Below are 20,739 nucleotides of genomic sequence, written 5' to 3'. Positions count from 1 at the left end.
GATCCTAAAAAGCCGGAGAGTGCCCACGAGGATTCAAGCTCCGTGCCAAGTGCCGAAGCAGGGTGTTAACCCGTTGTAAACAAAGAGATTAGAGAGCACACCGACGCAACCTGCCCACAGCTGCAGCGATGCATCTGCCTAAAACTTAGGCAATTTTTGAAAAATGCCTACTCTGCAGGCGATCGCTTGAGCCGGATCAGCCCTTCCTGCGCAACCGAGGCGATCAGCGTGCCGTCGCGGGCAAACAGCGACCCGCGTGTAAAGCCGCGCGACCCCTGTGTCGACGGGCTGTCCTGCGTGTAGAGCATCCAGTCGTCGAGCGCATGGCTGCGATGGAACCACATGGCGTGGTCAATGCTCGCCGCCTGGATATCGCGATCGAAAATGGCGCGGCCATGCGCAAAGGTCGATGTGTCGAGCAGCGTCATGTCGGAAAGATAGGCGAGCACCGCCGCCTGGATGGCGCGGTCCGCCGGCACCGGACCTGTGGTGCGGATCCAGATATTCTGCTTCGGCTCCAGCTTTTCGCGGCTGGTGTAATGCTTCAGCATCACCGGCTTCATCTCGATCGGCCGGTCGCGCTCCCAGTAGCGTTTGATGCCATCGGGCACCGCCTCGGCGAATTTGCCCAGCAATTCGCGTTGCGACAGCAATGTGTCCGGCCCCGGAACGTCCTGCGGCATCGGCACCTGGTGCTCGAGACCGACCTCGTCCTGCTGGAACGAGGCTTCGAGCGAAAAGATCGCCTGGCCGTGCTGGACCGCCACCACGCGCCGCGTGGTGAAGGAGCCGCCGTCGCGAATACGGTCGACCTCGTAGACGATCGGCACCTTGGTGTCGCCGGGCCGCATGAAATAGCCGTGCAGCGAATGCACGTGCCGATCGGGATCCACTGTCCGCTGCGCCGCCACCAGCGCCTGGGCGATGGTCTGGCCGCCGAACACGCGCTGCCAGTCGAGCAAGGGGCTGCGACCACGATACAGATTGTGTTCCAGCTTCTCGAGGTCGAGAATGCCGAGAAGCTCGTCCATGGCTGCCGTCATATTTCGCGCCCTCGCCGCAGAAGTGTTATGGCGGTTTCCGACAGGACGGACAGGCAGTCAAGGGTGCAGGACCCGGCCGGCGCGCAGGAGCGAAGATGATGGAACGCAAGGCGGACACGAAAACCGGGCCAAACGCGAAAACAGTATCTGGGCTCGATGTCCTGGTCGCCGGCGCCGGCTACGTCGGCCTGGCCGCCGCCGTGTCGCTGAAGCAGGCGCGACCGGGTCTCGCCATCGCTCTCGTCGATGCCGCACCTGCTGGCGCCTGGCAAAGGGATGGCCGCGCCTCGGCCATCGCCGCCGCCGCCTGCCGCATGCTCGACCAGCTCGGCGTGTGGGCCGAGATCGTGCCCCAGGCGCAGGCGATCACCGAGATGATCATCACCGATTCGCGCACCGCCGATCCGGTGCGTCCGGTCTTTCTGACCTTCGACGGCGAAGTGGCGCCGGGCGAGCCCTTTGCGCATATGGTCGCCAACAGGGTGCTGAACGGCGCCTTGCGGGCCAGCGCCGAAAAGCTCGGCATCGACATCATCGAAGGCGTCGCCGTGCAGGGGTTCGAGACCAACGGCGCTGGCATCACAGTGCATCTCGCCGACGGCGCGACCCTGAAGGCCCGCCTGCTGGTCGCCGCCGACGGCGTCAACTCGAAGCTGCGCGACATGGCCGGCATCAAGACGGTGAAATGGGAATATGGCCAGTCGGGCATCGTCTGCACCGTGGCCCATGAACGCCCGCATAACGGTCGCGCCGAAGAGCATTTCCTGCCGGCCGGCCCCTTCGCCACATTGCCGCTCAAGCCCGGCGAGGACGGCACCAACCGCTCGTCGATCGTCTGGGTCGAGCGTACGCCCGATGCCGAAAAGCTGGTGGCCGGTGACGATCTCCTCTTCGAACACGAACTCGAACAGCGCTTTGGCCTGAAGCTTGGCGAAATCCGCGTTGCCGACAAGCCGCGCGCCTGGCCGCTCGGCCTGACCATTGCGCGCGCCTTCGTCGCACCCCGCATCGCGCTCGCCGGCGATGCCGCCCACGGCATCCACCCGATCGCCGGCCAGGGCCTCAATCTCGGCTTCAAGGATGTCGCGGCCCTTGCCGAGGTGATCGTCGAGGCCGACCGGCTCGGCCGGGACATCGGCGCGCTCGACGTGCTCGAGCGCTACCAGCAGTGGCGCCGCTTCGACACGGTGCAGATGGGTGTCACCACGGACGCGCTGAACCGGCTGTTTTCGAACGATATCGGCCCGCTGCGCACCGTCCGCGACATCGGCCTCGGTCTCGTCGAACGCATGCCGCGCCTGAAGGATTTTTTTATCCGGCAGGCGTCGGGACTGTCCGCCAGCACGCCGCGACTATTGAAGGGCGAGGCGATCTGATCGATTCAGCGCCCCCAACGTCGTCATCCTTGGGCGTAGCGACGCGAAGCGGAGCGAAGACCCAAGGATCCATGCCGCGACCTTGGCAGAAGAATGCAGCGGAGCAGAATTCTACACCGTGGTGACGCGTTTGAGTCGCGCATGGATCCCGGGGTCTGCGCCGCGTCGCTTCGCTCCTTGCTCCGCCCCAGGATGACGAAAGCGATGGCGTTTCCGCCAATCACCCAAGGTAGGCGCTCAGTTGACCTCGAAACCCAGCTTTTGCCGCAGCCGCAATATCCTCTGGTCGGATATCTCCAGGCGTTTCTCGCCGCCCTGGGCGGCGCGGTTGACCATCTGCAGCAGATCGTTTCGCTCGGCGACATCGAGACGTTCGCGCAGGAACGGCGCCAGCTTGTCGATGACAACGGTGGCGTCGTCGACTTGCGCCGCCGCCCATTTGGCATAGATCACCGCCTCGTCGGTCTTCTTCTTGTCGGCGATCTCGGAAATCACCGCGCGGATGACGGCCTCGCGCTGCGGCAGGATTGGCCCATCCTCGGAGACGATTGATGTGATCAGCGTAGCCGCCGCTACGACCGGATCATCGATCGCCGTCAGCGGCGACAGCGCCGCCTGCTTGCGCAGCTTCTTGCGGCGCACGGAGCCCTGTACCCGGCCAATGACATCGGCAACGTCACGCGCGGCCTCGTTCATGGCCTTCATCCGGTACCACCAGAACGCCGCCGCGCCCATCACGCCAAGGATAGCAATCAGGAAAGGCATGTCGAAATCCCCAAGAACCCCGGCGACGATAGGAGAACTCTCGCCTTGCTTCAACACGCAAAAGTTGCGCACGGAACCGAAACCCGAACGCTCAGCCCGACGCCCTGGTTTTCGAAGCAGCCACAACGCTGGCAGGGCTCTATGATCCCGGTATGTCGTAGATGGCCCGGACCTCGATCGTGCCGAGTTCGGCCAGTGGAATACCAGCGGCAATGTCCAGCGCCGCTTCGAGATCTCCGGCCTCGATCATGACGAAACCAAGCAATTGCTCCTTGGTCTCGGCGAACGGCCCGTCGATAACCAGCCGCTTGCCCTGACGCCGCCGCACGGTTTTGGCCGTTTTCACCGATTGCAGCGCCTGCGCGACGATCAGCAGGCCGCTCTCCTCCAGCGCCCGGTCGTAGGCCAGCGAATCGGCGTCGAGCTTGGCCGACTTTGCCGGGGTCAGCGCGTGAAGATCCTTTTCCTCACCATAAACCAGGCAGACATATTTCATTTCCAGCCCCCTTGCCGCTGTGAACCATAGGATGCGCCGACGAGGACATCGGTGTTGCCACTGACCGCCGCCGCATGATCGAGAAGGCATGCCGCGATGCCGATGACGGCAACCGCCGCCAGAAGCCGGCCAAAGCCGGATGCCGGCGGATGCAGCCAGAAGTCTTCTTCTCGTCGCCCGGCCCCGCAGCCTGCACCTTTCCACGATGCCAAAAACATATTGTCCATGTGAACCTCCATCCGGCCACAAATCCGTGGTGGCCATCCGCAGGACGGGCGAAGCAGATCAAAATCGACATTTCTGCACCGGCATTTTTCGGAAAAATCTGGCCACCGGTGCCGGCACCGTGCGGTGGTTCAAAGAGCGCAGTGGCCTTCGCGTCCGCGCGCGCTATAGTTGACCGGACGCCGGCTCGGCCTCGACAACGAACCCCAACCACGACAACCAAGGAGGAATTCATGGACCGCACCGCAAACGCCGTCTGGAAAGGCAATCTGAAAGAGGGCACGGGCACGCTCGACACCCAGAGCGGAACCTTGAAGGGCACGCCTTATTCGTTCAAGGCGCGCTTCGAGGACGAGAGCGGCAAATCCGGCACCAACCCGGAAGAACTGATCGCCGCGGCGCATGCGGGCTGCTTTGCCATGCAGTTCTCGCATTTCCTGGCCGAGAACGGCACGCCTGCCACCGAACTCGACGCCAAGGCCGTGGTGACGCTGGTTCCAGGCACCGGCATCACCGGCAGCGCCCTCACCGTGGTCGGCAAGGTGCCCGGCATCGATGCGGCGAAATTCACGGAACTGGCCGAGAAGGCCAAGGCCGGATGCCCGGTCTCGAAGGCGCTCGGCGCCATAAACGTGTCGCTTGATGCCCGGCTCGGCTGAAAGCGCTGCATCCGTGTAAAGACCCGGCGCGAACGCCCAGGCGCGCGCCGGCCTATGCTCCCAGCGCGTCCAGGCGAGCGCGCAGTGCGGCGACTTCCTGCTCCAACGCCTCCAACCGCGCCTCCAGGTCGGAAGCAGGCAGGACCGATGCACTTCGCTGCACCGAAAGGGCGGCAACGTCCACCGGGCCGCTGAGGAGATGAACGTAGCGGTCCTCGCGCTGGCCTGGTCCTCGCGGGATTTCCTGGATGAGTGGCGGTCGACGGCCGATCAGCATGTCGAGTTCGGCGCGCAGATCTTCGATCGACGGGAACCGCGCCATGCGCTCGCCCCGCGCCAGCAGTTCATGGGCCGTCTGCGGCCCGCGCAGCAACAGCAGGCCGATCAAAGCAGTCTGCGGCGTGGTCAGCGAGAAGCGCTGCGCCATCTGGTGCTCGTAGCGCTCGACGCGCGAGCCGAACATCTGCCGCACCAGCCCCTTTTGTTCAAGCAGCTTCAGCCCCCGGTGCACCTCGGTCTGCTCCAGTGCCATCACCGGCTCGCGCGCCGTCTTCTGGTTGGCGGCGGCCAGTGCTGCGTTGAGCGTCAGCGGATAGACATCCGGCGTCAGCTCTTTCTTCTCGATCAGGCAGCCGAGGATCCGGGCTTCGCTGGGAGAGAGGATGGGAAGATCGTCGCTCATTGGACTAAAATCCTTTCTGAGGCCGGCYGGACAGCGCCCCCCCTCTGTCCTGCCGGACATCTCCCCCACGTGGGGGAGATCGCCAGCTTCGCCGAGCGCGCGTCATCCTTCAACCTTTGAGATTGGCTAAAGCCGCGATGACAGCCAATCTCCCCCCACGTGGGGGAGATGTCCGGCAGGACAGAGGGGGGCCGCTACGGATCGCTACATCCGAGGTTTGCAGCAAATCCGCTCCGCCTAGACCCGTCTCTCCACCATCATCTTCTTGATCTCGGCGATCGCCTTGGCCGGGTTGAGGCCTTTCGGGCAGGTCTGCGCGCAGTTCATGATGGTGTGGCAGCGATAGAGCCGGAACGGGTCTTCGAGGTTGTCGAGCCGCTCACCGGTGGCCTCGTCGCGGCTATCGATCAGCCAGCGATAGGCCTGCAGAAGCGTTGCCGGGCCGAGATAGCGGTCGCCGTTCCACCAGTAGCTCGGGCACGAGGTCGAGCAGCAGGCGCACAATATGCATTCGTAGAGCCCGTCGAGTTTCTCGCGGTCCTCGTGGCTCTGCAGCCACTCCTTGGCCGGCTCCGGCGATACCGTCTTCAGCCAGGGCTGGATCGACGCGTGCTGGGCATAGAAATTGGTGAGGTCGGGCACAAGATCCTTGACCACCTGCATATGCGGCAGCGGGTAGACTTTTACCGCGCCGGAAATGTCGTCGCAGCCCTTGGTGCAGGCGAGCGTGTTGGAACCGTCGATGTTCATGGCGCAGGAGCCGCAAATGCCTTCGCGGCAGGAACGCCGCAAGGTCAGCGTCGGGTCGATCTTGTTCTTGATCCACAGCAGCGCGTCGAGCACCATCGGCCCGCAATCGTCCATGTCGACGAAATAGGTGTCGATGCGCGGGTTCTCGTCATCGTCCGGCGACCAGCGGTAGATGCGGTATTCCCGCAGATTGGTGGCGCCCTCCGGCTTTGGCCAGGTCTTCCCCGGCTTGATCTGCGAATTCTTGGGGAGCGTGAGTTCAACCATGTTCGATCCTCAATACACCCGGGCCTTGGGCGCGATCTTGGCGAGGCTGATGCCGCCGTCCTTTTCAGCCAGCTGCGGCTCGGTGTGCACCGGCCGGTAGGAGAGCGTCACCTTGCCGTCTTCGCTCAGCCTGGCCAGCGTGTGCTTGCGCCAGACAGCGTCGTCGCGCGCCGAAAAGTCCTCGCGTGCGTGTGCGCCGCGGCTCTCCTTGCGCGCCTCGGCGCTGTAGACCGTGGTGATGGCATTGGCCATCAGGTTTTCCAGCTCCAGCGTCTCGACCAGATCGGAGTTCCAGATCATCGAGCGGTCGGACACTTTGATGTCCTTCAACTCGCCCCAGATCTGCGAAACGCGCTTGCAGCCGCTTTCGAGGGACTCCTGCGTGCGGAATACGGCCGCGTCTTCCTGCATCGCCTTCTGCATCTTTTCACGCAAGCTGGCCGTCGGCGTCGAGCCATTGGCGTGGCGCAGCCGGTCGAAGCGGTCCATGATCTTTTCGACCGAGGCTTCGTTGGGCGAAGGGATCGCCGACTTGCGGTCGATGACCTGGCCGGCGCGGATCGCGGCCGCGCGGCCGAACACCACAAGATCGATCAGCGAATTCGAACCGAGCCGGTTGGCACCATGCACGGAGGCGCAGCCGGCTTCGCCGACAGCCATCAATCCGGGCGACACCTGGTCTGGATTGAGCGCCGTCGGATTGAGCACCTCGCCCCAGTAATTGGTCGGCACGCCGCCCATATTGTAGTGGACCGTGGGCAGCACCGGAATCGGCTCCTTGGTGAGGTCGACACCGGCAAAGATCTTGGCCGATTCCGAAATGCCCGGCAGCCGCTCATGCAGGACGGCGGGATCGAGATGGTCGAGATGCAGGAAGATGTGGTCCTTGTTCTTGCCGACGCCGCGACCCTCGCGGATTTCCAGCGTCATGCAGCGCGAGACGACGTCGCGCGAGGCAAGGTCCTTGGCTGACGGCGCATAGCGCTCCATGAAGCGCTCACCCTCGGAATTGACGAGATAGCCACCCTCGCCGCGCGCACCCTCGGTGATCAGGCAGCCGGCGCCATAGATGCCGGTCGGGTGGAATTGCACGAACTCCATGTCCTGCAGCGGAAAGCCGGCACGCGCGGCCATGCCGCCGCCGTCGCCGGTGCAGGTGTGCGCCGAGGTGGCCGAGAAATAGGTGCGTCCATAGCCGCCGGTCGCCAGCACCACCATCTTGGCCGAGAAGCGGTGGATGGTGCCGTCATCCAGGTTCCAGGCGAGAACGCCGGTGCAGGTGCCGTCCGGCTCCATGATCAGGTCGAGCGCGAAATACTCGATGAAGAACTGCGCGTTGTTCTTCAGCGACTGGCCGTAAAGCGTGTGCAGGATGGCATGGCCGGTGCGGTCGGCGGCGGCACAGGTGCGCTGCACCGGCGGGCCTTCGCCATAGTTCATCATGTGGCCGCCGAACGGCCGCTGGTAGATCTTGCCCTCTTCGGTGCGCGAAAACGGCACGCCATAATGTTCGAGCTCGTAGACCGCGGCCGGCGCTTCGCGCACCAGATATTCCATGGCGTCGACATCGCCCAGCCAGTCCGAGCCCTTGACGGTGTCGTACATGTGCCACTGCCAGGAATCGGGACCCATGTTGGACAGCGAGGCGGCAATGCCGCCTTGCGCCGCCACCGTGTGCGAGCGGGTCGGGAACACCTTGCTGATGCAGGCGGTGCGCAGGCCCTGTTCGGCCATGCCGAGCGTGGCGCGCAGGCCGGCGCCGCCGGCGCCAACGACCACCACGTCGAACTTGTGGTCGACAAAGGTATAGCCTGCCGTGTTGGCTTGTTTCCCGTCCTTGGCCAACTCAGCCTCCGAATGCCAGCTTGAGCAGGGCGAAGATCGAGGCGACGCCGACCGCTATGGTGAAAAATGTATTGAGCGCGATCAGCGCCAGCTTCATGCCTTCGCCATGCACGTAATCCTCGATGATCACCTGCATGCCGAGCCGCATATGGGTAAGCCCGGAAATGAGCACCAGGGCCATCACCAGCGCGACGAACGGGTTGGCAAGAGCTGCCCGCACATGTGCGTAGTCGGCGCCGTTGAGCGCGATCAGGAAGCCGACGAAGAACAGGATCAGCGGGATGTTGGCGATCGCGGTCAGGCGCTGGCGCCAGAAATGCCCGGTGCCCTCGCGGGCGGAGCCGAGGCCGCGGACCTTCGCCAGCGGCGTGCGCATGTCGGTGTTTTTGCCGCTCATGGTCAGGCTCCCCGCGCCATATAGCCGGCGATCCAGATCAGCAGCGTGAGCAGGATCGAGCCGGCCAGCGTCGCCCAGGCGATCTTCGAGGCGGTATGCTTCTCGAGGCCGGCGCCGGTGTCCCAGACCAGATGACGCACGCCACCCAGCATATGGTGCATCAGCGCCCAGGTGTAGCCGAACAGGATGAGCCGGCCGAGCCAGGTGCCGAAGGCCCAATTGGCCCAATCGAAAGTCGCCTGCGAGCTGGCCGCCGCCATCAGCCACAGGGCGACCAGCAGCGTGCCGAAATACAGCGCCCCACCGGTGATGCGGTGAATGATCGACATCGTCATGGTGATCGGCGGCCGGTACACGGTGAGGTGCGGCGAAATCGGCCGTTCACGTCTGGCAAATTCGCGGGTGGCTGGTGATTTGCTCATGGCTCCCCCAGTTCGGCGTCTCTCTGGAGCCTCAGGTGGAAATGCGGCATTGCCGCTTCCGGTTGCGACTTCGGACAGCCGGTTTCTAATGCTCTTTTTGCACCGCGTCAAAGCCAGAAAACCGTTTCGAAAACGTAATTTAGTCTGACTAAAAGGCCGGCTTAGGCTTCAATCGATTAGGCCGGGAGGCCCAAAGCCGGCTCGATATCGCTGCAGTGCAACATGTCTGGCCCAAGGGCCCAGCGGTGTTGAGATTAGCGCTAGCGTTTGCAGGTCTGCGGCGTCGACCCCTTCTTCATCACCAGCGCCTCGCGTCCGTCGATCACGATTGCGTCATGCGTGGCCGCCTGGTAGCGGCTGCTCTGGTTGGCGGGCGACGCCGCAAACTCCTCGGTCGCGCCATCGGACCCGACCACACGCAACGACGTGCCTAGATTTTGGATGGAGATCATACCGTTGTTGCCGCATCGGTAGGTGGCCGTGCCTATGCCGGATCGCGGCGCGGTAAGGTTGGTGATGATCTTGGCTGCAGCTGCCGGAGGCGCCGCGGCTGCGACGGACTGCTGAGCCGGCGCAGGTGAGACGACGACGGTATTGGCCGCCTTCGGCGCGCCGTCCTGTGGCACACAGCCAGCGACGACCCCGAGCAACGGGAAAACGGACGCCCAAATCGGCCGGCGTAGCGCCATATGCTGTCCTCCCGAGCGGCAAACCAGCCGCGATGCTTTGCCAAGATCAAGGTCATCCCGACGCCGAGACGGACACCAGCCGCGATGGTGCGGCCAAGCATGGCCGAATGATGACCACCGGGTTTTCCATCCAGTCGGATATTAACGGATATTAACCATGTTTACCGGGACATCGCCGCCAAACGCGCCGGCCTCTTAACAAAGGTTAAGAAAACGTTAATTTCTGATTCGAGGAGGCTTTCCCTCAGGACACGGAGGACGCCATGCGTTCGAATTCAGGCAGATCGCGCCTTGCGGCGCTCATCGTAGCGGCCTCGGTCGCTGGCTTTGCAGCGCCCGCGCTCGCAGGGGCCCGGCATCAGGATCGTGTCTACGCTGATTCCTTCGGCAATCTCGTTATCGACAGCGCCGCCGGCTACAAGCGCATCATCGTCGGCGAAGGCAAGCTGGCCAAGCAGCTGTCCGACTACACCAGCGCCGGCCAGCCCAAGGTGATCTACGAGAACGAAGCCGACGAGATCAGCGGATACAGCGATTGCTACCGGCCGCCGGTGCTGGTGAAGGGCCGCTCCTATATGTACGGTCTCTCCGACGGCGAGATGCCCGAACTCAGCCCCTGCCGCTAGCCTCGATACCGGCTGACAACCAGTTGCCAGCCGGTCCGGCGGAGACGCGCACGCAATCGCGCCCGGCATTCTTCGCCTGATAGAGCGCCTGGTCGGCGCGCCGCATCAGATCGGCAAAGTCTTCGCTTGGATGAAGTTCGGCGACGCCGAAGCTCGCGGTGCAGCGGTTGTCCGCCGGCAGCCCGTCGATGGGCAGCGCGCCGAAGGCACTGCGCGTGCCCTCGGCGAACAGCCGCGCCGCGGCAAGGTTGGTTCCCGGCAGGATGATGGCGAACTCCTCGCCGCCAATGCGACCCGCAACGTGATGCGCGGCTGCAGCTTCGCGCAGGAAGCCTGCAAAAGTCTCGATCACCCGGTCGCCTGACGCATGGCCGAAACTGTCGTTGACGCTCTTGAAATGATCGAGATCGGCGATGACCAGCGCGACCGGCACGCCTTGCCGCATCGCGCCAAGCACCGCCAGCTCGGCATGCCGGGTGAATCCGCCGCGGTTGAGCAGGCGCGAAAGCGTGTCCGTCTCCGACTTCGACGTCACTTCGGCAAGCACGTCGCGAACCAGGATGGCCAGCATCAGCAGCGCCAGCGCCAGCGCAAAGACAGTGCCGAGCGATTGCGACACCAGCGCGTAGTTGCTTTGCAGGTAGGCCTGCGGATTGGCGCCCCAGCCGCCAAGCGCATGCGCGATGAACGGCTTGGAGGCAAACTGCAGACCGCTCGCCGCCAGCACGGCCATCAACATGCGATCGAGACGGGCAAGCTTTTGCCTCGATGACCAGACGATGGCCAACCCGATGAACTGCATGACCGCATAGGGAAGCTGGTAAGCCATGATGCGGATCAGCGACTGGCGGGGCAGATCCTGCACGAAATACACAGCTATGGTGGTGGTCAACAGGAACAACAGCATCGGCTTCCAGGGCAGTGCCACGCCGTATTTGCGGGCAAGCCCGCCATTGAACGCAATGGTGGCGGCAAGGAAAACCGCGAAGGCGGCCACGACCGGGAGCCGCGCGTCGGAGAAAGCGGGAATGGAGAATTCGATGCCCGAATAGGCCATGCCCAGCAGATAGCCAAACGCCAGCCAGCGCGCCGGCGGGCGGCCGACATCGTGGAAGGCGACCGCCATGAAGGATGCCGCCAGCAGGCCGGCAACCGACAGATTGATCAACAGGATGAAGTTGGCGCCGCTCATGTTCTCCCGCACCCGCGCCGACAGCTAATCATCGACGGGCGAAGAAGACGTTAACGCCGTCCCGGCCGGGCAGATTCAGCCGGTCTTGAACGGCTCCGGCAGGAACGTCGTTTCCGGCCGCTCATAGGACAGGCGTACACTGTCGCGGCCGTTCTTCTTGGCTTTGTAGAGCGCATCGTCGGCACGGCGCATCAGCGGCTCCAGCGCCTCGCCACCGCTGCGGGCCGCCACGCCGAAGCTTGCCGTCACCCTCGTTCCCTGGGGAAGTCCGTCGACATGACCGGCCGAATAGACGGTGCGCACCGCCTCGGCGAACAGCCGGGCCGCGGCAAGATCGCTGAGTGGCAGCAGCACCGCGAATTCCTCGCCGCCGATACGCCCGGCAACACCGCGCGCGCCGGCCGCCGACCGAAGCTTGGCGGCGAAGTCGGCGATCACCCGATCGCCCGCGCCATGTCCATGCACATCGTTGAGCGCCTTGAAGTGATCGAGGTCGGCCAGCACCAGCGCGACCGGGAACCGGGCCGAGGCGCAGTGCTGCAAGAGCAGCATGCCGCGTTCCTCGAAGCCACGCCGGTTGAGCAGGCCCGACAGGGGGTCGGTATAGGTCTCGGTCTTCAATGCCTTCAACACGTCGAGTGCCGCGGCGGAAAACAGGCACAGCGCGATGAGCAGCGAGAGCAGCGCATGCGACAGCAGCGCCGTCGTCCAGTAGGACGAGCCATAGAACCCGTCATAGCTGGCGAAGGGCCCATGCGCGATGACGACGGCAAGGGTGCGCACGAAGAAATTGACGCCCGACAGCAGCGACAGCACGAACAGGATTTTTTCGGTCGGGCCGTTGTTGCGCACCGGGCGCAGTTCGGCAGCAACCAGAAGGCTGATGCCGCCGAATGCGAAATTCATCGCCAGGATGCGCCAGGTGAGATCCGGCGCGACGAACAGGAACCAGCACAACGACGCCAGGCCGCCGCCGGCCAGCACGGCGATCCCCACATAGGGCACCTTGCGGCCATAGCGGTGGATGACAGCGCTGGCCAGGCAGCACGAGGCGATGGTGAAGCAGATGTTCGACGTAAGCTTGGTCAGCGGCATCCCGATGGGCAAGGTGAAATACTGCAGCAGGAAGCCAGCCGCCGAGAGACTGTAGCTGATCGCCAAAACGGCCAGATAGGGGCGGTGGCGCTGATAGGACCATAGCACAAGGAAGGCCGCGCCGAGCGCCAGCGCGATCGTCGGGTTGAGCAGCGCAATGAGCAGACCCGTGTCCAACCGACTGTGACTTCCCCTGGCTTACGTCAGGGAAGAGCTTAGAGGGCAAGCCCAAACAAGCGGTTAAGCGAAAGCGGTAAGCAGGACCGCCGTCTCAAAATAATGTCAGGGAACCGCAGTCCCCAGTCAGCGTTCCTCCGTTCACAATCTGGAGCGACCCATGGCCGACACAATCACACTGACCGACCACGATGCGATCCGCTCATGGGCTGCCGGGCGCGCCGGCTTTCCCGCAATCGTCGACATATCGCCCGAAGCGGGGACGCAGCCCATGTTGAGGCTGGTCTTCGGCCAGCACGCCTATCAGGATCAGGACCAGCCTGAACGGCCGCTCAATGCGGGAGGCTATGAACTCGTCGAATGGGACGAATGGTTCAAGCTCTTCGAGGAACAACAGCTTGCGCTTGTGGTCGCGGCCGAACAGCCGGGACGCCGCGAGGAGTTCCACGAGCTCGTCCGCCGCGACGGAAAGAGCTGACCCGAGCCGGGCGCGGCTCGGGTTCTGTTCAAATCCGGGTTACTTCCACTCGCGGATGTCGACGAAGTGGCCGGCGATCGCCGCCGCGGCCGCCATCGCCGGCGACACGAGATGGGTGCGGCCCTTGAAGCCTTGCCGGCCCTCGAAATTGCGGTTCGAGGTCGAGGCGCAGCGTTCATGCGGCTTCAGCCGGTCGTCGTTCATGGCCAGGCACATCGAACAGCCCGGCTCGCGCCAGTCGAAACCGGCGGCGACAAAGATCTTGTCGAGCCCTTCGGCTTCCGCCTGTTCCTTGACCAGGCCGGAGCCGGGCACGATCATCGCATCGACATGCGGGCTGACCGTCTTGCCTTCGACCACCTTGGCGACGGCGCGCAGATCCTCGATGCGGCCGTTGGTGCAGGAGCCGATGAAGACGCGGTCGAGCGTGATGTCGGTGATCTTGGTGCCCGGCGTCAGACCCATATAGTCGAGCGCGCGCTGCTTGGAGGTGCGCTTGTTTTCATCGGCGATGTCGGCCGGGTTCGGAACGATGCCTTGCACCGACACGACATCCTCGGGCGACGAGCCCCAGGAGACGATCGGCGGCAGCTTGGCCGCGTCGAGCACGATCACCTTGTCGAAATGCGCGCCTTCGTCGGACTGCAGCGTCTTCCAGTATTCGAGTGCCGCATCCCAGGACGCGCCCTTCGGCGCGCGCGGCTTGTCCTTGACATAGGCGAAGGTCGTCTCGTCGGCGGCGATCAGGCCGGCGCGCGCGCCGCCTTCGATCGACATGTTGCAGATCGTCATGCGGCCTTCCATCGACAGCGCACGGATCGCCTCGCCGGCATATTCGATGACATAGCCGGTGCCGCCGGCAGTGCCGATCTCGCCGATAATGGCCAGGATGATGTCCTTGGCGGTGACGCCTTCCGGCAACTGGCCGTCGACACGCACCAGCATGTTCTTGGCCTTGCGCTGGATCAGCGTCTGTGTCGCCAGAACATGCTCGACCTCGGATGTGCCGATGCCGTGCGCCAGCGCACCGAAAGCGCCGTGCGTCGAGGTGTGGCTGTCGCCGCAGACGATGGTCATGCCGGGCAGTGTAAAGCCTTGCTCGGGACCGATGATGTGGACGATACCCTGGCGGATATCGTTCTCGGAATAATATTCGACGCCGAAATCCCTGGCGTTCGTGGCCAACGCCTCGACCTGGATGCGGCTTTCCTCGTTCTTGATGCCGAACTTGCGCTCGGGCGAGGTCGAGACATTGTGATCGACCACGGCCAGCGTCTTTTCCGGATGCCGGACTTTACGGCCGGTCATGCGCAGGCCTTCGAAGGCCTGCGGGCTGGTCACTTCATGGACCAGGTGGCGGTCGATGTAGAGCAGGCAGGTGCCGTCGTCCTGGCGATCGACGACATGGTCGTCGAAAATCTTGTCGTAGAGGGTGCGCGGTGCGCTCATGTGCGTAAATCCGTCGATATGAGAATGGGAAAGAGCAGGTACCGGACCTCAGGCCCGGCGAAAGGGACCCGAACAGGTCGGCCTAGGGTAGTCGGCTGGTCAGCGCCCCGGACACGCGCGCGGAAAAACGCGACGGCAGGCGTTTCCTGTCCTGCAGCACGAACCCCTTGTAGGCCGGATCGCCAAAAAGCTCTTCCATGGCGTGGCTCATACCAATGTTTTGGGTTTTCGGCAATTGCGGCGTTCAGCGCCTTTACCTTCTCCCGCAAGGGGAGAAGGTAAGTGGAGTCACAACACTTCAAACACAAACGTCTTCACCAGCGCGTCAGGCTCGGCGATCGCATAGCAGCGGAACCACGGGCTTTCCTCGATCGGCCGCCATTTCCCAGCTAGCTCCAGCTCATCGAACACCGCCTGGAAGCCGCCGCTCTCAAACACCTGGTCGCGCACGGTGAAGATGGCATGGCCGCCCTTGCGGGTGATGCGCACCAGCTCGTGCAGGCCCGACGCCGGCGCATGGCTGATGGTGAACACGCCGGTCGAGAAGAAGGCCCGGAAATACTTGTCAGGCCATGGCAGCGTTTCGCCCAGCATTGCCTGCTTCAGGTCGCTGTAGGCATTGCGGCTGCCGGCGATCTTCAGCATATCGTGCGAGAGGTCGAGCCCCGCAATGTCGCGGTAACCGAGCGCCTTCAGCGAGGGTCCCGACAGGCCAGTGCCGCAGCCGGCATCGAGCAAGGGGCCATCGCCCGCCGGCACATGACGCGCCACCCAGGCGGTGATCAGGAAAGGCAGGAGGTAGCCGAGCGAGGCGGTCTCGCTGTCATAGGTCGCAGCCCACGCGGCATAGGCCTCCTCAAGCGCTTCCGGCGTGTCGGCCGTATAGACGGAATCCAGCGCCGCATTGGCTTTGTCGACGATCATGGGGACCTCCTCAACGGGAATGCTCCGGGATCGTAGCGCTGCCTTCGCCGAAAGACTATTCCTCGTGCTGGCGGCGCAGCCGCCGCTCCAGCGCCCTGAGCGCCAGCGACAGGCCGACGGTCAGAATGAGATAGATGTAGGCCGTTATCGAATAGGTCTCGAAGAAGCGAAAGGAGCCGGCGGCGTAGACCTTGCCCATCTGCGTGATGTCGGCAACGCCGAGCACCGAGACCAGCGAGGAATCCTTGACCAAAGCGACGAAATCATTGCCGAGCGGCGGCAGGATGGTGCGGATTGCCTGTGGGAACACGATCAGCCGGAAACGCTGCGCGCGTGTCAGCCCAAGCGCCTTCGCCGCTTCGATCTGACCCTTCTCCACCGACTGGATGCCGGCCCGGAAAACCTCCGAGATGAAAGCCGAATAGCCGATGGTCAGCGCCATGATGGCGCGCCAGAGCAGCGACACGTCGCGCACCAGCAACTCGCCGAACAGGCCGGCGCTTTGCAGCGGCGCGGTCAGCGCGTTCCAGGCCGCGACGAAGGCCGGCGCGCCGGCAAAGGCGATCCAGAACAGCAGCACCAGGATCGGCACGCCGCGGACGATCTCGACATAGAAGCGAGCGATCTGGCGCAGCCAGCGCGAGCCGGACATTCCCATCAGCGCGATGCCGAGACCGATGGTCGAAGCCAGCACGAAGGCGATCACGGTGACGAAGATGGTGACGCCGATGCCCTTGGCGACCGTGGCGAACACCTGGGCATAGAGGTTGCTGGTGGCGACGAAGACGGCCACCGCGATCGCGAGGGCTGCGGCAACGACAAGCCACCAGGGGAAGTCGGCTTTGGACGAAGAGGAAGGCGTTGCCATCAGGCGATGCCGGCCAAGCAGACGTGGGGGCAGAGGGGGGCGTTCAAGCGCGAAGTCAGCGGGAAATCACTGCCCCATCTTGTAATCAAGAAACCATTTCTTGTTTAGCGCATCGAACGTCCCGTCCGCCTTCAACGCAACGATTGCCGCGTTGATCGGCTTCACCAGGTCGGAACCCTTGGGGAAAATGAAACCGAAATCCTCGGTGCCGAGCGGCCCGCCGATCAGTTTCAGTTTGCCCGCGGAGGCGTCGACATAGCCTTTGCCAGCGGTGCCATCGGTCAAAACGACATCGACGTCACCGGACTTCAGTGCCTGCACGGTCGCGCCGAAGGTCTCGAACAGTTTGATGCGCGGGTTCTGCTCATTGCCGTCGAGCACGCTATAGACGGCGGTGTAGAAGGGCGTGGTGCCGGCCTGCGCGCCGATCAGCCCGTCCTTGAAGTCGCCGAAGGTCTTGGCGTCAGTGAAGCGGCTCTCATCGCCGCGCACCAGCATGAACTGTTCCGAGCGCATATAGGGGTCGGAGAAATCGACCTTCTCCTTGCGGTCGTCCTTGATGGTGATGCCGGTCATGCCAATGTTGTACTGGTTGTCGGAAACCGCCTGGATCATCGCGTCCCAGGAAGTGTTCTGGTACTCGACCGTGAAATTGAGCCGCTTGGCGATCTCGTTCATCGCGTCATACTCCCAGCCGATCTGCTTGCCGGTCTTGGCATCGATGAACTGCAGCGGCGGATAGGCGTTTTCGGTCACAACCACCACCTTTTTGCCGCCGAGGTCGGGCAGCGCCTGCGCAAAGGCGGCAACGGGCGTCAGGACGAGGGCAAGCAGGCCTGCCAGCAGCAGTTTCGATTTGGTCATGACACACTCCCCGGAAATTGACGGACCCGGACATGGCCGGGCTTGCAGGAAAATACGGCGCCGACTTTAGCTTTCCGCAAGCGTCATGCAAGACGGTCCGCTGCGTCAGGATGCGCGAAAGCGGATTCCAGTGCCTTCATTTCCGGGATTCAGGAATGAACGGTGTCGCGGCAGCGATCAGCTCCGCTTCGCGATGCCGGCATCTGCCTTGCGCAAGCCGGAGACGAACCGCGTCAGCGTGCGGTGCAGGGATTTCAACTCGTCGGCATCCAGCGGCAGGTTGCAAAGCATCGCCGCCGGCACGCTTTTAGCCTGCTCACGCAACGCTTGGCCCTTCGCTGTCGGCTCGACCATAACCCGGCGCTCGTCGGCGGGGTCGCGCAGGCGTGTGACCAGTCCGCCAGCCTCCATCCGCTTGAGCAGCGGCGTCAGCGTCGCGGAATCCAGGCCAAGCGCTTCGCCAAGCTCGCCAACCGTGCTTGGAGCTCGTTCCCACAGCGCCAACATGGCCAGATATTGCGGATAGGTCAGGCCGAGCGGATCGAGCAGCGGGCGGTAGAGCTTGGTCATCAGCCCGCTTGCCGAATAGAGCGCGAAGCACAGCTGCTGGTCGAGCCGCGGAACGTGAAACGTCCCGGTGGCCTCCGCCGGGACGTCGCTGGTGCTCTTTGTCGTCTTTTCCGTCATGCCGCCTTTACCGAAAGCGCTACGTCGACATTGCCGCTGATGGCGTTGGAATAGGGGCAGATCTTGTGCGCCTCCGATACAAGCGCTTCCGCCGCCGCCTGATCAAGGCCTTTCGTTTCCGCCGCGAGCGCGACGCCGAGCTTAAAGCCTTCGCCATTGGGAAGCAGGCTGACGGTGGAGGTTACCCCGGCATCCGTCAGCGACAGCTTCTGTTTGCGCGCGACGAAGCGGATGGCGCTTTCGAAGCAGGCGGCATAGCCGATTGCGAACAGTTGCTCAGGATTGGTGGCGCCCCCCGGCCCGCCGAGCTCCTTGGGCATTGCCAGATCGACCTTGAGCAGACCGTCGCTGGTCTCGCCGTGGCCGGCGCGGCCGCCGGTGACGTGAGCCTGTGTGGTGTAGAGTGCCATATCAAATCTCCAATTACCTTGTGCACGATTATTTGGTACACAAGATAATATGCCGTCAACAGCGGATCCCGTTTCTGGCGCTGAAAGCGTTCACAGTCCGGTGAAACGAAAAAGGCGGCCGAAGCCGCCTTTTTGAATGGGATGTCCGAAAACCTTATTCGGCGGGGGTCGCTTCCGCGGCGGCCTTGGCTGCTGCTTCGGCTTCGGCGGCGGCCTTCTTCTCGGCGGCGTCCTGGGCGGCCTTCTCGACGGCCAGGGCCTCGGCTGCTGCCACCTTCTCGGCCTCGATGCGGGCCTTCTCGGCGTTCAGCGCATCGCGCTCCTCATCGTTCAGCTTGCGGGCGCGCACGCCGGTGTTTTCCGAAATACGGGCCGATTTGCCGCGACGATCGCGCAGGTAGTAGAGCTTGGCGCGACGCACCTTGCCGCGGCGAACGATCTCGACGCCTTCAACCATCGGCGAGTAGACCGGGAACACGCGCTCGACGCCTTCGCCGTAGGAAATCTTGCGAACCGTGAAGTTCTCCTGGAAGCCGGCGCCTGCGCGGGCGATGACGACGCCCTCATAGGCCTGGACGCGGGTGCGGGTGCCTTCGGTCACGCGGACCTGGACGCGCACGGTGTCGCCGGGCTGGAATTCGGGAAGCTTGCGCTTGGCTTCGATCTTGGCGGCCTGTTCGGCCTCGAGCTGACGGAGGATATCCATCTCAAAAGTCCACTTCTTGTTCTTCCGACAGTCAGAGCGTCCGACACTCGCCTTGCAGTTTCATTGACCGCTTGGCTATGCCTTTTGTCTCCAAGACATTTGTCTTTGAAACATCCAGCAGGGGCGACTACACCGTCATTGTTGACGGGTCCGGCAGATTCTTTCTGGCCGGTACGGGCGGGCCATACAGCTATTTCGCCGCTTTGTCACGCCTTGGGCGCGCATTTTCTGCTCTCATGGCACCATCGTAATCCAGCCGTGCCGGGTTGCGCCGGTCGTTCAGGCTTTCTAAGCCTGAAATAACACAGTTTTGAGCGGCCGCAATTCATGTCTGTCTTCGATGCCATCCTGCTGTTTCTGGCGGGCTTTCTGTCAGGCGCCGCCAATGCGGTCGCCGGTGGTGGCACCTTCATCACCTTCGGCGCCATGACGTTGGTCGGCCTGCCGCCGATCGTCGCCAACGCCACCTCCTCGGTGACGCAATTTCCAGGCTACATCACTTCGACCCTCGCCTACTCGGCCGACATCAGGCATTTCTGGCGCGGCGCGCTGCTGCTGTGCCTGATCTCGGCCGTGGGCGCGCTGGCCGGCGCGCTGATCCTTTTGGCGCTCGACAATCCGTCGTTTCGCGCTCTGGTGCCGTGGCTGCTCCTGGCCGCGACGGCCCTGTTCGCCGCTGGCCCCTGGCTGAAACCAGGGCCGAAGCCCGGCCATGAAGCGGCGGTGGGCTCGCTGGCCGGCTCGCTCGCACAATTTCTCACTGCCATCTATGGCGGCTTCTTCGGCGCCGGCATGGGCGTGATGATGCTGGCGACGCTCGGCCTGACGCAAGCCGGCGACTATCACCGGCTGAACGCGTTGAAGAACATGCTGGCCATGGTCATCGCCGCTGTTGCGATCGTCGTCTTCGTCTCGGGCGGCGTCGTCGCCTGGCCGCAGGCGATCATCATGATCCCGGGCGGCGCGCTGGGCGGCTATGCCGGCGTCTGGATCGCCAAGCGCGTGCCGCAAAACGCGGTGCGCGGCTTCGTCGTCGCTGTCGGCCTGTTCTTGGCTTTCTACTATTTCACGAAAGGCTGAGCCGGGCCAAACTGCGAAGAACGCGTGCTGGTCGCTCTCCGCGCAATCGACTAACCAACACAAGTAAGAACGGGATTGTTCATCTGCTTTTGCCAATCCGGCCCGAGAGCGGCTTTTGCAGAAAGCGCACTCTCTGATCCAGGGTCTCCATCGTGGAACATCTTGATTGCGAATGATTGCCCGTGATGTCCAATAACCATTGGCATACCTGGCTGATAAGTTGTTGTCGCATTCACCATCGATCCGCTGACGACGGCCGTCGTGTTATAGGTACCCGGACCTTGTACAACGGCAATGTTACTCTCGGAGGCACCGTTGAAAATCACATAGCTGTCGAAGCCGGCTTTGAGCGTGGCTATCGCAGCCTCCTTTGCCGCAACCTTCGATGCGCCGATGCCCCCACAAGCGGGCGCCGCGCTCGACTGAACTATAGCCGTATCGCGCGACGTCTGAACCGTGCTTGCCGAAGCGCAGCCCGCCAATACAGACATAGCCAAATAAACGAAGCTCTTTTGCATGAATCCCCCCAAATGCTTAGGGAGACTAGCGCTCAATTCTCACAGAAGT

The 20,739-nt window shown here is 63.4% G+C and carries 25 protein-coding genes; 5 read left to right on the top strand and 20 right to left on the bottom strand.

Annotated features, from left to right (window positions below; translation table 11 throughout):
* Positions 1 to 167: 167 nt before the first annotated feature.
* On the bottom strand, positions 168 to 1,043 hold the full coding sequence (tesB, locus tag EJ079_RS08215; protein ID WP_127397385.1) for an acyl-CoA thioesterase II: 876 nt from the start codon (positions 1,041 to 1,043) through the stop codon (positions 168 to 170).
* Between the two features lie 98 nt (positions 1,044 to 1,141).
* On the opposite strand from tesB, the gene EJ079_RS08210 reads away from it, so the two are divergent.
* Positions 1,142 to 2,419, top strand: a complete 1,278-nt coding sequence (locus EJ079_RS08210; RefSeq protein WP_164873929.1) for a ubiquinone biosynthesis hydroxylase — start codon at positions 1,142 to 1,144, stop codon at positions 2,417 to 2,419.
* Between the two features lie 237 nt (positions 2,420 to 2,656).
* Here EJ079_RS08210 and EJ079_RS08200 read toward each other — a convergent pair whose 3' ends face one another.
* From EJ079_RS08200 to EJ079_RS08190, 3 genes are all read right to left on the bottom strand, one after another.
* On the bottom strand, positions 2,657 to 3,184 hold the full coding sequence (locus tag EJ079_RS08200; RefSeq protein ID WP_127382880.1) for a hypothetical protein: 528 nt from the start codon (positions 3,182 to 3,184) through the stop codon (positions 2,657 to 2,659).
* A 139-nt stretch (positions 3,185 to 3,323) separates the two neighbouring features.
* Complete coding sequence (locus EJ079_RS08195; protein ID WP_127808720.1) at positions 3,324 to 3,680, bottom strand: YciI family protein; 357 nt, start codon at positions 3,678 to 3,680, stop codon at positions 3,324 to 3,326.
* Positions 3,677 to 3,907, bottom strand: a complete 231-nt coding sequence (locus EJ079_RS08190) for a hypothetical protein (protein WP_127808719.1) — start codon at positions 3,905 to 3,907, stop codon at positions 3,677 to 3,679. The genes EJ079_RS08195 and EJ079_RS08190 overlap by 4 nt, the downstream gene beginning before the upstream one ends.
* A gap of 231 nt (positions 3,908 to 4,138) precedes the next feature.
* On the opposite strand from EJ079_RS08190, the gene EJ079_RS08185 reads away from it, so the two are divergent.
* Entirely contained in the window at positions 4,139 to 4,564 is a 426-nt protein-coding gene (locus EJ079_RS08185) for an OsmC family protein (protein ID WP_127322672.1), read from the top strand.
* A gap of 52 nt (positions 4,565 to 4,616) precedes the next feature.
* On the opposite strand, the gene EJ079_RS08180 is transcribed toward EJ079_RS08185, so the two are convergent.
* The 6 genes from EJ079_RS08180 to EJ079_RS08155 all read right to left on the bottom strand — a co-directional run bounded on the left by EJ079_RS08180 (position 4,617) and on the right by EJ079_RS08155 (position 9,616).
* Positions 4,617 to 5,246, bottom strand: a complete 630-nt coding sequence (locus EJ079_RS08180) for a DUF480 domain-containing protein (RefSeq protein WP_127808718.1) — start codon at positions 5,244 to 5,246, stop codon at positions 4,617 to 4,619.
* A gap of 237 nt (positions 5,247 to 5,483) precedes the next feature.
* On the bottom strand, positions 5,484 to 6,263 hold the full coding sequence (locus tag EJ079_RS08175) for a succinate dehydrogenase iron-sulfur subunit (RefSeq protein ID WP_013528877.1): 780 nt from the start codon (positions 6,261 to 6,263) through the stop codon (positions 5,484 to 5,486).
* Between the two features lie 9 nt (positions 6,264 to 6,272).
* Complete coding sequence (gene sdhA / locus EJ079_RS08170; RefSeq protein ID WP_127808717.1) at positions 6,273 to 8,108, bottom strand: succinate dehydrogenase flavoprotein subunit; 1,836 nt, start codon at positions 8,106 to 8,108, stop codon at positions 6,273 to 6,275.
* A gap of 1 nt (position 8,109) precedes the next feature.
* On the bottom strand, positions 8,110 to 8,505 hold the full coding sequence (sdhD, locus tag EJ079_RS08165) for a succinate dehydrogenase, hydrophobic membrane anchor protein (RefSeq protein ID WP_127330207.1): 396 nt from the start codon (positions 8,503 to 8,505) through the stop codon (positions 8,110 to 8,112).
* A gap of 2 nt (positions 8,506 to 8,507) precedes the next feature.
* Positions 8,508 to 8,927 (bottom strand): succinate dehydrogenase, cytochrome b556 subunit, encoded by a 420-nt coding sequence (sdhC, locus tag EJ079_RS08160; protein ID WP_032900823.1) that lies wholly within the window; start codon positions 8,925 to 8,927, stop codon positions 8,508 to 8,510.
* Between the two features lie 260 nt (positions 8,928 to 9,187).
* Positions 9,188 to 9,616 (bottom strand): hypothetical protein, encoded by a 429-nt coding sequence (locus EJ079_RS08155; RefSeq protein ID WP_127808716.1) that lies wholly within the window; start codon positions 9,614 to 9,616, stop codon positions 9,188 to 9,190.
* A gap of 263 nt (positions 9,617 to 9,879) precedes the next feature.
* On the opposite strand from EJ079_RS08155, the gene EJ079_RS08150 reads away from it, so the two are divergent.
* The gene (locus EJ079_RS08150) at positions 9,880 to 10,242 is read left to right on the top strand and encodes a hypothetical protein (protein WP_127808715.1); all 363 of its coding nucleotides are present in this window, start codon (positions 9,880 to 9,882) and stop codon (positions 10,240 to 10,242) included.
* Here the strand turns inward: EJ079_RS08150 and EJ079_RS08145 are convergent.
* Both EJ079_RS08145 and EJ079_RS08140 read right to left on the bottom strand, forming a co-directional pair.
* The gene (locus EJ079_RS08145; RefSeq protein ID WP_127808714.1) at positions 10,226 to 11,434 is read right to left on the bottom strand and encodes a GGDEF domain-containing protein; all 1,209 of its coding nucleotides are present in this window, start codon (positions 11,432 to 11,434) and stop codon (positions 10,226 to 10,228) included. The genes EJ079_RS08150 and EJ079_RS08145 overlap by 17 nt on opposite strands.
* Positions 11,435 to 11,509: 75 nt before the next feature.
* Complete coding sequence (locus EJ079_RS08140; protein WP_127808713.1) at positions 11,510 to 12,706, bottom strand: GGDEF domain-containing protein; 1,197 nt, start codon at positions 12,704 to 12,706, stop codon at positions 11,510 to 11,512.
* 160 nt (positions 12,707 to 12,866) lie between these two features.
* Between EJ079_RS08140 and EJ079_RS08135 the strand changes: the two genes are divergently transcribed.
* Positions 12,867 to 13,184 (top strand): hypothetical protein, encoded by a 318-nt coding sequence (locus EJ079_RS08135; RefSeq protein WP_127267369.1) that lies wholly within the window; start codon positions 12,867 to 12,869, stop codon positions 13,182 to 13,184.
* Between the two features lie 39 nt (positions 13,185 to 13,223).
* Here the strand turns inward: EJ079_RS08135 and leuC are convergent, their stop codons facing one another.
* The 7 genes from leuC to rplS form a co-directional block, all read right to left on the bottom strand.
* Positions 13,224 to 14,633, bottom strand: a complete 1,410-nt coding sequence (leuC, locus tag EJ079_RS08130; RefSeq protein ID WP_127808712.1) for a 3-isopropylmalate dehydratase large subunit — start codon at positions 14,631 to 14,633, stop codon at positions 13,224 to 13,226.
* Positions 14,634 to 14,921: 288 nt separating this feature from the next.
* Entirely contained in the window at positions 14,922 to 15,557 is a 636-nt protein-coding gene (locus EJ079_RS08120) for a class I SAM-dependent methyltransferase (RefSeq protein WP_127808711.1), read from the bottom strand.
* Positions 15,558 to 15,612: 55 nt separating this feature from the next.
* Positions 15,613 to 16,425: an amino acid ABC transporter permease gene (locus EJ079_RS08115; protein WP_127808710.1), complete on the bottom strand. Its 813-nt coding sequence runs from the start codon at positions 16,423 to 16,425 to the stop codon at positions 15,613 to 15,615.
* 66 nt (positions 16,426 to 16,491) lie between these two features.
* The gene (locus EJ079_RS08110; protein WP_127808709.1) at positions 16,492 to 17,289 is read right to left on the bottom strand and encodes a transporter substrate-binding domain-containing protein; all 798 of its coding nucleotides are present in this window, start codon (positions 17,287 to 17,289) and stop codon (positions 16,492 to 16,494) included.
* A gap of 177 nt (positions 17,290 to 17,466) precedes the next feature.
* A complete protein-coding gene (locus tag EJ079_RS08105; RefSeq protein ID WP_127808708.1) occupies positions 17,467 to 17,976 on the bottom strand; it encodes a MarR family transcriptional regulator in 510 nt (169 codons plus the stop codon).
* Positions 17,973 to 18,386, bottom strand: coding sequence for an organic hydroperoxide resistance protein (locus tag EJ079_RS08100; RefSeq protein ID WP_027037425.1), 414 nt, complete (start codon positions 18,384 to 18,386; stop codon positions 17,973 to 17,975). The genes EJ079_RS08105 and EJ079_RS08100 overlap by 4 nt, the downstream gene beginning before the upstream one ends.
* A gap of 154 nt (positions 18,387 to 18,540) precedes the next feature.
* Positions 18,541 to 19,092, bottom strand: coding sequence for a 50S ribosomal protein L19 (rplS, locus tag EJ079_RS08095; RefSeq protein WP_013528861.1), 552 nt, complete (start codon positions 19,090 to 19,092; stop codon positions 18,541 to 18,543).
* A gap of 327 nt (positions 19,093 to 19,419) precedes the next feature.
* Here rplS and EJ079_RS08085 point away from each other — a divergent pair, with 327 nt between their 5' ends.
* Entirely contained in the window at positions 19,420 to 20,172 is a 753-nt protein-coding gene (locus EJ079_RS08085; RefSeq protein ID WP_127808707.1) for a sulfite exporter TauE/SafE family protein, read from the top strand.
* Positions 20,173 to 20,222: 50 nt separating this feature from the next.
* On the opposite strand, the gene EJ079_RS08080 is transcribed toward EJ079_RS08085, so the two are convergent.
* Complete coding sequence (locus EJ079_RS08080) at positions 20,223 to 20,690, bottom strand: hypothetical protein (RefSeq protein WP_127808706.1); 468 nt, start codon at positions 20,688 to 20,690, stop codon at positions 20,223 to 20,225.
* Between the last annotated feature and the right edge of the window lie 49 nt (positions 20,691 to 20,739).

Source organism: Mesorhizobium sp. M7A.F.Ce.TU.012.03.2.1, from assembly GCF_004006095.1.
In the GTDB taxonomy this organism is placed as follows: domain Bacteria; phylum Pseudomonadota; class Alphaproteobacteria; order Rhizobiales; family Rhizobiaceae; genus Mesorhizobium.
Note: the sequence above shows the minus strand (reverse complement) of the source record. Positions and strands in the feature narration are given on the sequence as shown.

What these genes read in the sequence shown, in the direction of transcription:
- EJ079_RS08195 (WP_127808720.1), bottom strand. Translation starts at nt 3,680, where the DNA reads ATGAAATATGTCTGCCTGGTTTATGGTGAGGAAAAGGATCTTCACGCG.
- sdhC (WP_032900823.1), bottom strand. Translation starts at nt 8,927, where the DNA reads ATGAGCAAATCACCAGCCACCCGCGAATTTGCCAGACGTGAACGGCCG.
- EJ079_RS08135 (WP_127267369.1), top strand. Translation starts at nt 12,867, where the DNA reads ATGGCCGACACAATCACACTGACCGACCACGATGCGATCCGCTCATGG.
- EJ079_RS08200 (WP_127382880.1), bottom strand. Translation starts at nt 3,184, where the DNA reads ATGCCTTTCCTGATTGCTATCCTTGGCGTGATGGGCGCGGCGGCGTTC.
- EJ079_RS08180 (WP_127808718.1), bottom strand. Translation starts at nt 5,246, where the DNA reads ATGAGCGACGATCTTCCCATCCTCTCTCCCAGCGAAGCCCGGATCCTC.
- EJ079_RS08080 (WP_127808706.1), bottom strand. Translation starts at nt 20,690, where the DNA reads ATGCAAAAGAGCTTCGTTTATTTGGCTATGTCTGTATTGGCGGGCTGC.
- EJ079_RS08100 (WP_027037425.1), bottom strand. Translation starts at nt 18,386, where the DNA reads ATGGCACTCTACACCACACAGGCTCACGTCACCGGCGGCCGCGCCGGC.
- rplS (WP_013528861.1), bottom strand. Translation starts at nt 19,092, where the DNA reads ATGGATATCCTCCGTCAGCTCGAGGCCGAACAGGCCGCCAAGATCGAA.
- EJ079_RS08105 (WP_127808708.1), bottom strand. Translation starts at nt 17,976, where the DNA reads ATGACGGAAAAGACGACAAAGAGCACCAGCGACGTCCCGGCGGAGGCC.
- EJ079_RS08110 (WP_127808709.1), bottom strand. Translation starts at nt 17,289, where the DNA reads ATGACCAAATCGAAACTGCTGCTGGCAGGCCTGCTTGCCCTCGTCCTG.
- EJ079_RS08190 (WP_127808719.1), bottom strand. Translation starts at nt 3,907, where the DNA reads ATGGACAATATGTTTTTGGCATCGTGGAAAGGTGCAGGCTGCGGGGCC.
- EJ079_RS08175 (WP_013528877.1), bottom strand. Translation starts at nt 6,263, where the DNA reads ATGGTTGAACTCACGCTCCCCAAGAATTCGCAGATCAAGCCGGGGAAG.
- EJ079_RS08185 (WP_127322672.1), top strand. Translation starts at nt 4,139, where the DNA reads ATGGACCGCACCGCAAACGCCGTCTGGAAAGGCAATCTGAAAGAGGGC.
- EJ079_RS08150 (WP_127808715.1), top strand. Translation starts at nt 9,880, where the DNA reads ATGCGTTCGAATTCAGGCAGATCGCGCCTTGCGGCGCTCATCGTAGCG.
- EJ079_RS08210 (WP_164873929.1), top strand. Translation starts at nt 1,142, where the DNA reads ATGGAACGCAAGGCGGACACGAAAACCGGGCCAAACGCGAAAACAGTA.
- EJ079_RS08120 (WP_127808711.1), bottom strand. Translation starts at nt 15,557, where the DNA reads ATGATCGTCGACAAAGCCAATGCGGCGCTGGATTCCGTCTATACGGCC.
- EJ079_RS08155 (WP_127808716.1), bottom strand. Translation starts at nt 9,616, where the DNA reads ATGGCGCTACGCCGGCCGATTTGGGCGTCCGTTTTCCCGTTGCTCGGG.
- tesB (WP_127397385.1), bottom strand. Translation starts at nt 1,043, where the DNA reads ATGACGGCAGCCATGGACGAGCTTCTCGGCATTCTCGACCTCGAGAAG.
- leuC (WP_127808712.1), bottom strand. Translation starts at nt 14,633, where the DNA reads ATGAGCGCACCGCGCACCCTCTACGACAAGATTTTCGACGACCATGTC.
- EJ079_RS08145 (WP_127808714.1), bottom strand. Translation starts at nt 11,434, where the DNA reads ATGAGCGGCGCCAACTTCATCCTGTTGATCAATCTGTCGGTTGCCGGC.
- sdhD (WP_127330207.1), bottom strand. Translation starts at nt 8,505, where the DNA reads ATGAGCGGCAAAAACACCGACATGCGCACGCCGCTGGCGAAGGTCCGC.
- EJ079_RS08115 (WP_127808710.1), bottom strand. Translation starts at nt 16,425, where the DNA reads ATGGCAACGCCTTCCTCTTCGTCCAAAGCCGACTTCCCCTGGTGGCTT.
- EJ079_RS08085 (WP_127808707.1), top strand. Translation starts at nt 19,420, where the DNA reads ATGTCTGTCTTCGATGCCATCCTGCTGTTTCTGGCGGGCTTTCTGTCA.